Source organism: Marinobacter sp. ANT_B65 (assembly GCF_002407605.1).
Taxonomy (GTDB): Bacteria; Pseudomonadota; Gammaproteobacteria; order Pseudomonadales; family Oleiphilaceae; genus Marinobacter.
This window is the reverse complement of record NZ_NXGV01000005.1, coordinates 107,432-121,211: the sequence shown is the minus strand read 5'-3', so window position 1 is coordinate 121,211 and position 13,780 is coordinate 107,432. Positions and strand designations below refer to the sequence as shown.

At 54.2% G+C, this 13,780-nt stretch carries 13 protein-coding genes; 9 read left to right on the top strand and 4 right to left on the bottom strand.

What is annotated here, in order from left to right; genetic code table 11:
* Positions 1-121: 121 nt before the first annotated feature.
* The 3 genes from CPA50_RS17950 to CPA50_RS17940 all read left to right on the top strand — a co-directional run bounded on the left by CPA50_RS17950 (position 122) and on the right by CPA50_RS17940 (position 4,388).
* Positions 122-1,225, top strand: a complete 1,104-nt coding sequence (locus CPA50_RS17950; RefSeq protein ID WP_096783916.1) for a GGDEF domain-containing protein — start codon at positions 122-124, stop codon at positions 1,223-1,225.
* 69 nt (positions 1,226-1,294) lie between these two features.
* The gene (locus tag CPA50_RS17945; RefSeq protein WP_096783915.1) at positions 1,295-1,741 is read left to right on the top strand and encodes a flavodoxin; all 447 of its coding nucleotides are present in this window, start codon (positions 1,295-1,297) and stop codon (positions 1,739-1,741) included.
* A gap of 85 nt (positions 1,742-1,826) precedes the next feature.
* Positions 1,827-4,388, top strand: coding sequence for an EAL domain-containing protein (locus CPA50_RS17940; RefSeq protein WP_096783914.1), 2,562 nt, complete (start codon positions 1,827-1,829; stop codon positions 4,386-4,388).
* Positions 4,389-4,397: 9 nt separating this feature from the next.
* On the opposite strand, the gene CPA50_RS17935 is transcribed toward CPA50_RS17940, so the two are convergent.
* From CPA50_RS17935 to CPA50_RS17925, 3 genes are all read right to left on the bottom strand, one after another.
* Entirely contained in the window at positions 4,398-5,252 is an 855-nt protein-coding gene (locus CPA50_RS17935; RefSeq protein ID WP_096783913.1) for an acyl-CoA thioesterase, read from the bottom strand.
* Between the two features lie 91 nt (positions 5,253-5,343).
* Positions 5,344-6,498: an NAD(P)/FAD-dependent oxidoreductase gene (locus tag CPA50_RS17930; RefSeq protein WP_096783912.1), complete on the bottom strand. Its 1,155-nt coding sequence runs from the start codon at positions 6,496-6,498 to the stop codon at positions 5,344-5,346.
* A gap of 19 nt (positions 6,499-6,517) precedes the next feature.
* A complete protein-coding gene (locus CPA50_RS17925) occupies positions 6,518-6,685 on the bottom strand; it encodes a rubredoxin (RefSeq protein ID WP_096783911.1) in 168 nt (55 codons plus the stop codon).
* Between the two features lie 275 nt (positions 6,686-6,960).
* Between CPA50_RS17925 and CPA50_RS17920 the strand changes: the two genes are divergently transcribed.
* From CPA50_RS17920 to phoR, 5 genes are all read left to right on the top strand, one after another.
* Positions 6,961-7,518 (top strand): hypoxanthine-guanine phosphoribosyltransferase, encoded by a 558-nt coding sequence (locus CPA50_RS17920; protein ID WP_096783910.1) that lies wholly within the window; start codon positions 6,961-6,963, stop codon positions 7,516-7,518.
* On the top strand, positions 7,499-8,086 hold the full coding sequence (locus CPA50_RS17915) for a chorismate--pyruvate lyase family protein (RefSeq protein WP_096783909.1): 588 nt from the start codon (positions 7,499-7,501) through the stop codon (positions 8,084-8,086). Before CPA50_RS17920 ends, CPA50_RS17915 begins: the two co-directional genes overlap by 20 nt.
* 110 nt (positions 8,087-8,196) lie before the next feature.
* Positions 8,197-9,084: a 4-hydroxybenzoate octaprenyltransferase gene (ubiA, locus tag CPA50_RS17910; RefSeq protein ID WP_096783908.1), complete on the top strand. Its 888-nt coding sequence runs from the start codon at positions 8,197-8,199 to the stop codon at positions 9,082-9,084.
* A gap of 114 nt (positions 9,085-9,198) precedes the next feature.
* Positions 9,199-9,891 carry a phosphate regulon transcriptional regulator PhoB gene (phoB, locus tag CPA50_RS17905; protein ID WP_096783907.1) on the top strand — a complete coding sequence of 231 codons (693 nt, stop codon included), beginning with the start codon at positions 9,199-9,201 and terminating at the stop codon, positions 9,889-9,891.
* Between the two features lie 43 nt (positions 9,892-9,934).
* Complete coding sequence (gene phoR, locus CPA50_RS17900) at positions 9,935-11,242, top strand: phosphate regulon sensor histidine kinase PhoR (RefSeq protein WP_096783906.1); 1,308 nt, start codon at positions 9,935-9,937, stop codon at positions 11,240-11,242.
* A gap of 36 nt (positions 11,243-11,278) precedes the next feature.
* On the opposite strand, the gene CPA50_RS17895 is transcribed toward phoR, so the two are convergent.
* Positions 11,279-12,151, bottom strand: coding sequence for a response regulator (locus CPA50_RS17895; protein ID WP_096783905.1), 873 nt, complete (start codon positions 12,149-12,151; stop codon positions 11,279-11,281).
* Between the two features lie 244 nt (positions 12,152-12,395).
* Between CPA50_RS17895 and CPA50_RS17890 the strand changes: the two genes are divergently transcribed.
* Complete coding sequence (locus CPA50_RS17890) at positions 12,396-13,646, top strand: lytic murein transglycosylase (protein WP_227519719.1); 1,251 nt, start codon at positions 12,396-12,398, stop codon at positions 13,644-13,646.
* Positions 13,647-13,780 lie beyond the last annotated feature (134 nt).

Sequence of the window (13,780 nt, the reverse complement as noted above, 5' to 3'; positions counted from 1 at the left end):
GCACCGCGACTCGATCACACAACAAATATGTAATGGATGCGTACAGACCACTGGCTGATACATAATAGGTACAAGCGCCGGAATGCTGCACAAGCGCGCCAGATATTCAGACAGAGCCACTATGACCAGAGATACATCCTCGGGCTACCAAGCCGCCCGGGAACGAGAAGATGCCCAGATTTCACGGATGTTGACCTGGCTGACCCTTGCCGCTGTGGTATTTCTTGTTGGCATTGCCTTCAAAGCCTGGCACTCCGGTCACAGCACTCACGCTCTGGTTCTGATGGCATTTACCCTTCCCCTCCTTGCAAATCTGAACTGGTTTGCACGTACAGGCAATCATGGCAGGCAAAAAGTCGGGCTGATCGTCATATCCAGCGCCCTGTTTACCTACCTGATTGCCTCCGGGGGTGAAAGCAATACCGGGCCTCTATGGTTCTATGTATTCCCACCTCTGCTGTTTTTCATGACCAATCTGAAAACCGGCACGATGATCCTGCTGCTGGTTTGCCTGGTGGCAGTTATTGTATTTCAGTTTCCGGGCCTGCCCTTTGTACATGCAGAGTATGACAGCGACTTCAAGATCCGCTTTTTTGCCGCACTGACTTTTGAGTCGATCCTTTGTTTTGTCCTGGAGGCGAGCAGACTAAAGGCCCGCAATGAACTTCTGGAGCTGGCCCGGGCCCACGAACGCACCGCCAAAACCGATGAACTGACCGGTCTTTCGAACCGCCGGGATATACTGAACCGGTTGTCGGAGGAGTTTTCACGATACCAGCGCTCCGGACACCATTTCTCCATTACCCTGATCGATCTGGATCTCTTCAAGAACATCAACGATCAATATGGACACGACGCTGGCGATGCAGCTCTGGTACAGTTCGCTGACCTTGTGCAATCCACCATTCGCCAGACCGACATTGCAGCCCGCTGGGGCGGTGAAGAGTTTCTGCTGCTACTACCGGACACCTCACTGATTCCGGCGCTCACTTTGGCAGAACGTTTACGCAGCAAAGTGGCCCAAAGCACCTTCAGCTTCAATGGACAGGTTTTACCCATAACCATGAGTGCGGGCGTCTGCTCCATCGCTCAGGCCAATTCTATTGACAACCTTCTCCGGCAAGCGGACTTGCAGCTATACAGCGCCAAGAAAGCAGGCCGTAACCGGATCGCCCCCCGGGTCCGAAGCCAGAATACAGAAACCCAGGCCGAACCAGGCGCTTGAGGCCAACTGCTCCTGCCGCTATGATCCTGCGCCATCAGCAACCCGCCTTTGCAACGAACAGGTATGATCATGGCAGATATTCGAATTCTGGTAGGCAGCGTCTATGGGGGCGCATTGATGACCGCAAAAGCCATCAAAACGGCACTGGATGCTGATGGTCACTCGGTATCCGTTCTGGAAAACCCGACCCTTGACGATATAACATTGAACACATCCGCACTGTTGGTGTGCACATCAACAACTGGCCAGGGCGAGATTCCCGCTAATCTGCTGCCCTTCTATCTGGCCCTGCGTGAGCAATTGCCACAGCAGCCGGGCAGGCCTTTTGGCATAATCGTTCTCGGAGACAGCTCCTACGGGGATACTTTTTGTGGTGCAGGAGAGCTTATGGAAGAAGCGCTTTATGAAACCGCTGCCCGCAAGGTTGGCGAGACCCTGCGCATTGATGCATCGGAAACCCTGGAACCTGAAGATGAGGCATTGCCCTGGGTGCGCGAGTGGGTATCTGCCCTATAGACCTGAACGTAATTTCAATACCGTTTTTACCGCTAATAATTGCAATAAAGACAATTCAGGCAAATATGACGATTAACGGTGATCTGTGAAAAAACGACCTTCGTCCAGGGCGCTGACAGCCCTGATACTGCTCATATCTCTGGCTTTCAGTTGCCAGAGTGCAGAGACGTTTCGTTTTCCCGACGTAGAGATTTTGCGGCAGTCACCTGATGTACAGCTCTCTGCACTGGAGGCTGCGACCGCTGAAGGCTGGCAACCACTGGAAACCAACAGCCCGAACCTTGGCTATACCCTCGACACCGCATGGCTTCGATTTGACATACCCGCTGACCGCCAGATTGATTTACTGGAGATAGCCTTCCCCCACCTTGACTACATCGCATTTTACATTGTCAAAAACGGAAAGCTCACCGAAACGATCATTACCGGCGACCTGAAACCGTTTGCCCAGCGCCCTGTTCTCAACCGTCACTTTTTATTCCCGTTCAGCCCCGAAGCCAACAGCGGCGGTCAGATTCTTCTGGAGGTTCGCACCGGAGGTACCTTGAGGATTCCGATGGCGCTCTGGAACACCCAGGCCTTCTTTGAACACGCCTCCATTGAAGAACAGCTCCACGCCGTTTATTACGGCATATTGATCAGCATTATCTTCTTTAACCTTTTTGTTTTTTTCGCATTACGAGAGAAGGTCTATCTTTTTTACGTACTCTCAACCCTGAGTTACCTGTTGCTCATCGGTAACCTGAATGGAACAACATTCCAACTGATCTGGCCGGAAAGTCCCGCATTGCACAGCCATACCACACTGGCTGCAATCCCTCTTGCCATAATATTCACTCTGCTGTTTGCAAGGGACTTCCTCAACCTTATAAAAAACGGGCCAACCCTCAATCGCATCTTGCTCGGTTTCGTTTTCCTGAATCTGGCGACAGTGTTCGCAGGCAGCTTTGCTGAATACAGCTCCGCCATCCGGCTTACGGTCGCCATGGCCCTTCTGAGCACCGTACTGCTCACTGTAATCGGCCCCCTGCAATGGATGCGTGGAAAGCCTCAGGCTGGCTACTACACAATTGCCTGGGGTGCGCTCTCTCTTGGTGGCGCAGTTACAGGCGCGAGCACATATGGCCTGCTTCCTACCAACTTCATCACAACTTACAGCATGCAAATCGGCTCAGTGATTGAAGCGACACTCATTGCTCTGGCTCTGGCCGCACGCCTGTACCGGGAGCGTGAGGACAAGGTAGAAGCCCGTGAGGCAGAGCTTTCAGCCATGGCGGCAAAGCGTTCAGCAGAGCTCAAGCTGATTGAAAACGCCCTGCATAACCCTCTTACAGGGTTGCCCAACCGCACCAGTTTTGAGATGCAGGTCAGCGACCTCCTTCACCAGGCCCCGGACAAGCGACACGGTGTTGTAGTCATCCACCTGAACAACCTGCAGTCAGTAACAAAAACACTGGGCCACCAGAACAGCGACCGGATCCTGGAGCTGGCGGCACGAAGGCTGAATGCCATTACACGGGAACTGCCCGGTATTATTTCCCTTGGACAGCACAACGGACGCAAGTTTTTCGTAGCCTCTCTCGACTCAGCGACCTTTGCCTGTGTCGTCGATGCATGCCTTGCGGAAAGCGCCCACTTATCTGTTGCACGAGCAGTGGAAGCTATCCGTAGCCCCATTGATTATCTTGGAATGCAGGTTCCGCTGAATGCACAGCTCGGCATTGCCATCTCGCCTGCCCATGGCAGCGATGCCATTTCACTGATACGCAGAGCCGTTATCGCAGAGGGCTCAGACCGGGCCAGGGAGCTCGGGATCGCTTATTACAAAAGCTCTCGTGATTCCTACAGTGCCGGACGGCTTACAATGATCTCGGAGTTACAGCATGCCCTCGAAAACGAGGAGCTGGAACTCTATTTACAGCCGAAGCTCAACCTCCGGACGGGCCGGATTGACAGCCTGGAAGCACTCATACGCTGGCCCGGGCGGGAGCCGTGTGTTCCTGCAGATGAAGTGATCATGCTGGCTGAACAGTCGGGCATGATCAAGCCACTGACCCGCTGGGTACTGAAGCAGTCTCTGCAGATTCGCACCCGGCTTTCGGAGCAGGGGCATCATCTCGATATCTCGGTAAACATTTCACCCTACAACCTCCGGGAGCCGGATTTCCCATTGTTTGTAGACCGGCTTATGAGTGCACACCCACAGCACGCGGGGTCCATTGTCTTTGAGGTTACTGAAACATCAATGATGCAGGATCCTGCCAACGCTCTGAAAGCACTTAACTCACTGGTAAATGCCGGTATTCCGGTTTCAATTGATGACTTTGGCTCGGGTTACTCATCACTGTCTTACATCAAGCAACTGCCCGCCCGCGAAATCAAGATCGACCGGTCGCTCATAACCGATCTGGCGACCCGGGAGGAAGACAGGGTTATCGTCCAGACCACCATCAATATGTGCCACGCTCTCGGCTACCGGGTAGTCGCTGAGGGCGTAGAGGACGAGGCAACTTCAATCCTGCTGAAGGGGATGGAGTGCGACATGATTCAGGGCTACCTGCTGAGCCGTCCTCTGCCGCTGGAACAATTACTCAGCCTGCTCACAGAGAGGCTCAATGCAGCCCCTGAACAACACTCGCCCGGATAACCTTCGCTATCAGCGCTGGCGAATAAGCGCTTCCTGTGCCGTAGAGGCCACCAGCACGCCCTTCTGATTGAAAAAGTTGCCGCGATTAAAGCCACGACCAAAAGAAGCGCTGGGGCTGTCTTTGTCGTACAGCAACCAATCCTCCATACGGAAATCCCTATGGAACCAGATAGCGTGATCAAGACTTGCGATCTGCAGCCCTTTGTTCATGAAGGACACACCGTGGGGGTTAAGGGACGTACCCAGGAAAGAAAAGTCTGACGCATAGGTGAGCAGGCAACGGTGCAGAACCGGATCATCCGGCAAAGGACCGACAGCACGAATCCAGCTCTGCTTGTGTGGCGGGCGCTTTTCCGGCTGAAGCGGGTTCACCGGATTCACAGGCCGGATTTCGATTGGGCGGTCACGGGTCATGATCTCCCGCATCCTCTCTGGCACCTGCGGCGCCATTATCTTGCCCCACTCCTGTTCTGAGCGCAGGGTTTCAGGATCTGGCGCATCAGGCATCGTGATCTGATGCTCGAACCCCTCTTCTTCAGCGTGAAACGACATGGAGCCGGTCAGAATTTCCTTGCCATCCTGGCGGGCAATGACACGGCGAACCGCAAAACTCCTGCCATCACGCACCCGCTGAACCTCATAATCGATAGGCATATGCTGGTTGCCCGGGCGCAGAAAATAAGCGTGCATGGAATGGCAGAGGCGCCCTTCAACGGTATGACTGGCAGCCATCAGCGCCTGCCCCAGAACCTGTCCTCCAAATACATGAGGAAACCCAAGGTCCTGGCTGTCGCCGCGATAGTGATCCTCTCCAGTCGGGGAGAGATACAGCAACTCCACCAGTTTTTTTGTAATTTCAAGCATGCCTGCTCCTGTTGATTCGTTAGCATACGACGGGGTTTCTACCCCAAGCGGGGTATTTTCGCAACGTGAAGCGCCTGCGAGAGCAGCTTGCTCATGAATGAATGGGTGGTACAACCCTGGACAAAGCCTGTTTCTCCAGCGCAAAGCGGCCGGTTACCGCAAAGCCCAATACATCGCCTTCCGCGTTTTTGAACAGGGCTTTTACACTGGTGCCGTCCATCTCGGCTTCCCAGTTGCCTTCAACATCTGATGGCGGCGGGCAGACTGCCGCCGGGCAGCAAGGTGTCTTGATCATCACCGGCATGGTGCCATAGCTCACTTCTGTGCGCTCACCTGTGAGGGTTTTTGCCAGTGCACGGGCGCAGGCCATCAGAGGCAGTACGTAAAGCAGTACATGGCCGTCCACTTCCGCGCAATCGCCCAGTGCATAGACATCCGGAGCCGAGGTTTCCAGAGCCCGGTTCACCGTGACTCCACGGCCCGTGTCGATTCCGGCAGCCTGCGCCAATGCCGTGCGGGGCCGCAGCCCCACAGCGGAAATCACCAGATCCGCCTGCAATTGATCACCATTGGCCAGAAACAGGGTTACACCCGGTTCTGCCGCCTCAATCCGCTCAACCACGGTTTCCAGATGAAAGCGCACACCCAGCGATTCGAGTTCTGCCTGAACTGCACCGGCAGCAGATGGCGGCAGCAAGCTCGGCATGACAGCATCGGAAGGTGCGATCACATCCACCTCATAGCCACCATTACGCAAATCGTTCGCAAATTCACAACCAATAAGTCCTGCGCCCATAATAGCCACACGACTATCCGGGTTCAGCGCTTTACGGAAAGCACGGTAATCTGCAAGATCATTGATCGGGAATATACGCTCCTGGCCACTACCCGGTATGGTCAGACGAATAACCCCCGCTCCCCAGGCAAGCACCAGTTTGCTATATGACAGGCTCTCATCGCCCAGCAAAACCCTGTGACCTTCCGTGTCTATGCCAGTCACCGTCGTAAAGGTCCGGAGCTCAAGACCAAGTTGCCCTGCCATAGCTTCAGTAGCAGCCTGGGCCAATCCGTCTGCATCCTTGCCTTTAGTAAAACCGGTGGACAGCATCGGCTTGGAGTAGCTGACACCATCATCAGCAGTCACCATCACAACCGGGATTTCCTTATCCTGCTTGCGAATTTCCCGGGCCAGAGAATATCCCGCCAAACCGGTTCCGATAATAACTATGGGGGCCTGCTCTGTCATAACGATACTCCGCTCGGGTTCAGCCGATCTCAATCATTTCAAAATCTTCTTTGCCTACGCCACAATCGGGGCAGACCCAGTCTTCGGGCACATCATCCCACACTGTACCCGGCTCAATGCCATCTTCGGGCCAGCCTTCCGCTTCATCATAAACCAGACCACACACCACGCACTGCCACTTCTTCATATACAATCTCTCCACCACACGCCTGTGGCTGCTACGGTAATTGTCGAACAATATGCTTTAAGCAAGTGCTTTTGTTACTCCGGCAAACCGCAAAATCCACCTTACAGAATAATTTTCAAGCCTCGCCACGCCATAATACCCGGAGCATCCGGATTGACCAATTCCGGCACAGACGCATCCACCTGGCTTTTTCTGTCAATTGTCGGGGCTACCCCCCCTCCCCTCCACAGTCCCTCTCCGGTATAATCGCCGGTTTTACGACAGGACCGACCGTTATGAGCGATACCGTCGCCGAAATGAACCAGGTTATGGCAGAAGCAGATTGCCTGGTTGGTGAGCAACAGGTACAGGCTGCTATTCGTGCTCTGGCCGACGACATTACCGGCCGCCTCAAAGACAGTAATCCTCTGCTGTTTTGTGTAATGAACGGCGGGCTGATCTTTACCGGCCAACTACTGCCTCAGCTCAGGTTTCCGGTTCAGGCGGAATACCTTCATGCAACGCGCTACCGCCAGGAAACCACCGGCGGCATTCTTGAATGGAAGCTTCAGCCTGAAGCTGACATGAAAGATCGCATTGTACTGATTATTGACGACATCCTTGATGAAGGCACCACCCTGTGCGCCATTGCTGACTACTGCCAGGCCCATGGCGCGAAGCAGGTTCTGACTGCGGTACTGGTAGACAAACAGCATGACCGCAAGGCCCGTCCGGGCCTGAAAGCCGATTTCACCGGACTGGATGTAGAAGACCGCTTTCTCTTCGGTTACGGCATGGACTACAAAGGCTACTGGCGTAACGCTCCCGGAATCTATGCCGTCAAAGGTCTCTGATATCGGTATCTGCGCAGACAGCACCAATCTGATTATTCCACCAACAGATTGGTATCAGTCTCTCGCCGCAGCCGGGCTTCGCAATCCGGATGTCCATGGCCCGGCCCGGCAATGGCTGCAGGTAAAGGGCTCCTTTACCCGGGCTCTGCAAAAGCAGTGCGCAAGCGCGTTTCACGTGGAAGTTCAGCGGGAAGGCTACGCTGCACCTACTCTTGAAGAAGCCCGGCGCCTCAGAATCCCTCTGCGCCAAAAGGCATGGATCCGCGAGGTACGTCTGTGTGGAGACGGGAAGCCCTGGGTTCTCGCGCGCACGGTTATTCCCCTTGCCTGCCTGTCAGGTGCAGACCGGCGCCTTATTCACCTTGGTAGCAAACCGCTGGGAGCCTATCTGTTCAGTTGCCGAGAATGGCAACGCGGGCCGATTGAAACAGGGCTCTGCAACCGCCTGAATCTCCGCTCATCGCCATCCCGGGCTCCTGAAATTGCGCGCCGCTCCCTGTTCAGCAACAAAAAGAGCGCCCTGCTTGTGGGCGAATACCTGCTGCCGGTTCTTTACGACCCGAACTGACAAACCACAGCAAAACACTCTGACTTTCACCCGTGCCCATGCACTGGCTATAATCTTTATACTTTGATTTTTCAGACACTCTTTTCAAAACACCCCAAACGGATATATCCATGTTGCCTGATGCTGTGCCAGAACACATACGGAGTCGCCTTGCCGACTACGCACAGTTGCTGCGTATCAATCGCCCTATTGGCTCGCTGCTCCTGCTCTGGCCCACATACTGGGCTCTGTGGCTTGCAGGGGAAGGCAGCCCGGACATCGGCAATATCCTTGTCTTTACTCTGGGTGTATTTTTCATGCGCGCCGCCGGCTGCGCCATCAACGATTTTGCAGACCGTGACTGGGATAAACATGTCGAGCGCACCAAAGACCGGCCGCTGACAACCGGCAGGATAAAGCCCCGGGAGGCTGTCGCACTTTTCGGTGGACTATGTGTTATCTCGTTTTTGATGGTGGTGCTGTTTACTAACACCCTCACGCTCTATCTGTCCTTCGCCGGAGCCGCACTGGCTTTTATCTACCCGTTCACCAAGCGCTACACCCACATGCCCCAACTGTTTCTTGGCGCCGCATTTTCCTGGGCGATCCCCATGGCATGGGCCGCCCAGGCCGGCGAACTCAGTCAGATTACCTGGCTACTCTTTACCGCCAACGTTCTCTGGACGGTTGCCTACGATACGTTTTATGCCATGGTTGATCGCGATGACGACATCAAAGTAGGCATCAAGTCTACCGCCATCCTCTTCGGTGAGGCCGACCGTACGATCATCGGCGTGCTCCAGGCCATGGTGATATTCATACTCGTCATCGTTGGACACCGCAGCGAACTGGGCACCTTTTACTATCTCGGGCTGCTGGCCATGGCCTGCCTGTTCATCTACCAGCAGTTTCTGGCCAAAGATCGCGACCGCGATGGCTGTTTCAAGGCATTTCTGAATAACAACTGGGCCGGTTTTTCTGTTTTTACAGGCCTGGCTATCGACCTCTTCCTTTCCTGAGAAAGCCGCTTTGCGGAGCCCGCGCCAGAATGGGCTAACCTTGTCACATAGTTGTAACATTGGGACGTTGTAATAGGTCAGCAATAAATCAAGGTCTGAAACAGGTTATAGATTATGTCTGGAAAAACCGTCCTGATCGTCGACGATGAACCCGCGATCCGCGAAATGATCGCAGTCGCACTGGAAATGGCCGATTACGATTGCATGGAAGCCGCAGATGCCCGTGAAGCCCATGCCCTGATTATTGACAGACAACCGGATATCATTTTACTGGACTGGATGCTTCCGGGCAGCAGCGGCATAGAGCTCGCAAGGCGCCTGAAAAAAGAAGAGACCACAACAAACATCCCCATTATCATGCTGACCGCCAAAGTTGAGGAAGACAACAAAATCCGCGGCCTGGAAGTCGGTGCTGACGATTACATCACCAAACCCTTCAGCCCCAGAGAACTGGTCGCACGGCTCAAAGCAGTGCTCCGCCGGGCAACACCTCCTGGTATCGACAGCCCCATCGAAGTTGACGGTCTGACACTGGACCCCTCAAGCCACCGTGTCACTGCAAACAATAGCTCGCTTAACATCGGGCCTACAGAGTATCGTTTACTGCAGTTTTTCATGACGCATCAGGAACGAGTGTATACACGCTCCCAGCTTCTGGACCAGGTGTGGGGTGGCAATGTTTACGTTGAAGAGCGAACCGTTGATGTGCACATCCGGCGGCTGCGCAAGGCTCTGGGTGAACACCACGACTATCTTATCCAGACAGTCAGAGGCGCCGGTTACCGTTTCTCTATCCAGCCTGCCTGATAAGGCCGGTACAAACCGCAAAAGCAATACAGGGTAGCCGTTAATGCAGCATAACTGGTCGCGCCATCTGCGCTACACGCTTGCCAGTCTCGCAGGCACAACCCTTGCTGGTTTGTACCTTGGATATCCGCTTTACGGGCTGATCTCAGGCCTCGGAGCCTATATGCTCTGGAATCTTTATCAGATTCATCGCCTGGCACAATGGCTGGCGGCCCCGAATGACACAACCGAAGCGCCTCAAAGCATCGGCATCTGGGGCATTCTTTTTGAAAAACTGCATAAACTCAACCAGAATCACCTGCAAACCCTCGACAGGCTGAGGGCACGAATAGATCGCATACAGGAATCCACCAATGCCATGCGCGATGGGGTCATTATGACCAACGCACGCGGTACTATGGAGTGGTGGAACGGCTCGGCGGAGTATTTGCTGGGGTTTCGGCGCAACACGGATCAGGGGCAGTACATCTTTAACCTCATCCGTACACCTGCCTTCAGATCCTACTTCGACGCCAAGAACTACCACGAGCCCCTTGAAATCCATTCGCCCTCCAGGCCCCATATTCACCTGCAGATCCAGATCAGCCTGTTCGGAAATGATGATCGCCTGATTGTAGCCAAGGATGTTACACGCCTGCACCAGCTTGAACAGATGCGCAGGGATTTCGTCAGCAACGTCTCCCACGAAATGCGGACGCCACTTACAGTGATCAGCGGTTATCTGGAAACACTGGCGGACAACGCTGGCGATCTCCCTGCCAAATGGCAGCGGGCAATCAATACCATGGGCACCCAGTCCTCGCGCATGGAAGCACTGATTACTGATCTCATTCTGCTCTCCAGGATTGAAACCAGTGAACACACACAGAGCAATACACCCACCGACATAGACTGTCTTGTCCGGCAGATATGCCAGGATGCCCGGACACTCAGTGGAAAGAAGCAACACGAGATTACCTTTGAAGCGTCCGGAGCACACTTCCTGAAAGGCGACGAATACCAGTTGCGCAGTGCCTTCTCCAACCTGATATTCAACGCAGTCAAATACACGCCCGCCAAGGGTCAGGTAAGCGTCTTCTGGTCCACCAACAGTGAAGGCGGACATCTTTCGGTAAAAGATTCCGGCTCGGGCATCGATGAGATTCATCTCCCCAGGCTAACCGAACGCTTTTACCGCGCCGACCCCAGCCGGCATAAAGACACCGGCGGTACGGGCCTGGGTCTGGCCATCGTAAAGCACGCACTTATCAACCATGATGGCAGCCTGGAAATACGCAGCCAACTCGGCAAAGGCAGCGAATTTACCTGCCATTTCCCGGCAGATCGGCTGATAGAGGGCCCGGAAAAGTAACATACTCCCGGATGGGGCCTGGGAGATAAAAAGAATTCAGCGCTTCCCGGCCCGGAAGCGCGCTATAAAACGAGACAGGTCTTCAAGTTTCTTCGGATCTTCATCCACAAACCGGACAGTGATGCTCACAAAATCGGTATCCCGGCGCTTATCAACCGCCTGCAACTGATGCACATAACCATTCAGCCTGGCCATCTGGCCTTCGCCGGTCTCTATATCAACAACAGCCTGATCCAGAATGCCCGGAAAGTCCTGATCCCGCCTTGCAATGACCCTCACCTCCGTCAGGTTAATGTCTTTTACCGCCGATTTCAGGCTACTTTCTGCAAAGCGGATCGAGGCCAGACTCATACTACTGCTTTTGGCCACCGCCGGTTTCGGACTTTCCGGAGACAAGAGTACCGAGGACGCAGAGGCTGTCGGGAGTGGCGACTGGGTTTCACGTTTTTGCGTAAGCAGAACAGCCGACTCTTTGAACGCATCAGCCGGGCCCGCCATGGATTTTCCACTCTGACCCATGGCAGCTGTCAGAGTCTGCCCCATTACCTTGATGATTTTCTTGCTCAGGCCTTCCGGACTGAATGGCTTGCCAAGGTATTCAGAGACGCCTTCCTTCACCGCCTCAATAACATGATCCTTATCACCACGGCTGGTAATCATGATGAATGGAGTCTTCTCATACTGAGGTTGCTGGCGCATCCATTGCAGCAACTCAAGACCAGACATTTCCGGCATTTCCCAGTCACAGAGAATCAGGTCAAATTCCGCACGGGACATAAGTGACTGAGCCCTGCGGCCGTTCTGGGCATCGGTGGTTTCAATAACCGGAAACCGCTGGCGTATTGTCCGCTTGACCAGGTCTCTTACAAAACTGGCATCATCAACCACCAGCGCTTTCAGCGTTGCCATGCATCCAACTCTCGTAAATGTATCGTCCAACTATAGAACAAAGACCCTCAAGGGAAACCTGCAAACTACAAAAAACCACAAACTTCAAACACGAAGACAGACAGAAACGGCACTTCAAAAGGCTTCGGAGCCAACAGGTTAAAGAACTGTCACTCCTGGCAGCCCCGTAAAGCGTTTCCCTGGAATGAAAACGCGCTACCATGACTGTTATCGTCCACATCTTTTATCCTGATCGAGGTTTCACGTGCTGATCAAGCTTGCAAGGATTCTGCCCAACCGGCATATGGCATGCCGTCTTTCTCTATCAGCCCTTCTGGCTACGTCTACGCTGCCTGCCTTTGCAGAAAGTGAAGCTATCCCTGAAACCCCCGACGGCTTCGAAGAGTGCAAGTTGCAGTTACAGGAAAAAGCCATTGCGGCCGGAGTCAGTGCCAAGACGGCCCAGGAAGTAATGACAGGGGTCAAACATATAGACCGTGTCATCGAACTGGACCGCAAGCAACCCGAGTTCACCACTACATTCGCCGATTATCTCAACCGCCGGGTGAATGACTACCGGGTGACGAAGGGGCGTGAACTGATCAAAGAGCACAGTGAATTACTGGCACGGGTTACCGAAGCAACCGGCGTACCTGCGGCCTATCTGGTCTCCTTCTGGGGGCTGGAAACAAACTTTGGCAGCTACTTCGGGAAAATGTCAGTACCAGATTCACTGACGACGCTGGCCTGCGACGCACGTCGCAGCACTTTTTTCACCGAGCAGCTGATCGCTGCGCTGCGCATCATTGATGAGGGCGCTATCCCGGCAGATCAAATGGAAGGTTCCTGGGCAGGAGCCATGGGCCACGTACAGTTCATGCCCACCGTGTTTCTCAAGCACGCAGTGGACGCCGACGGCGATGGGCGTCGTGACCTCTGGCACAGCCTGCCAGATGCGATGATGTCTGCCGGACGCTTTCTTCAGTCCATGAACTGGGATGGAGAGTACCGCTGGGGCCGGGAAGTGCAGTTGCCTGAGAATTTTGACTACTCACTGGCCGACGGCCGGAGACTTACACTGAACAAGTGGCGCGAATTAGGCATTACCGATGCATTTGGAAAACCGCTCGCCCGGGAAGAGATCAATGCTGCACTGGTCGTTCCGGCCGGACATCGCGGTCCGGCCTTTCTGGCATATCACAACTTCAAGGTAATTATGGGCTGGAACCGTTCGGAGTTTTACGCCATAGCAGTCGGCCATCTGGCCGACCGCATCGCTGGTGCCGGCGTACTCCAGAACCCGCCACCGACTGACACTCCGGCGCTGTCACGTGACACCATAATGGCACTCCAGTCTGCTCTCAACGAGCGCGGATACAACGCAGGCAAACCCGACGGTATTCTCGGGCCGGCAACCCGTTCCGCTATCCGGAAATATCAACATGATTCAGGCCTGATAGCCGATGGCTACCCTGGACAAGAGCTGTTTGACGGGCTTGAGATCAGTGCAGGCTGACACCGTCAGCTTTGTTTACAGGTCAAAAAAACCGGGCCCGCAACTCATTGTTATAAATAGCATTTTATAGTTGGCACGAAACTGGCTTAATGGTAGTAACTTGCGACATAAATGAATTATGTCATCTCATCATT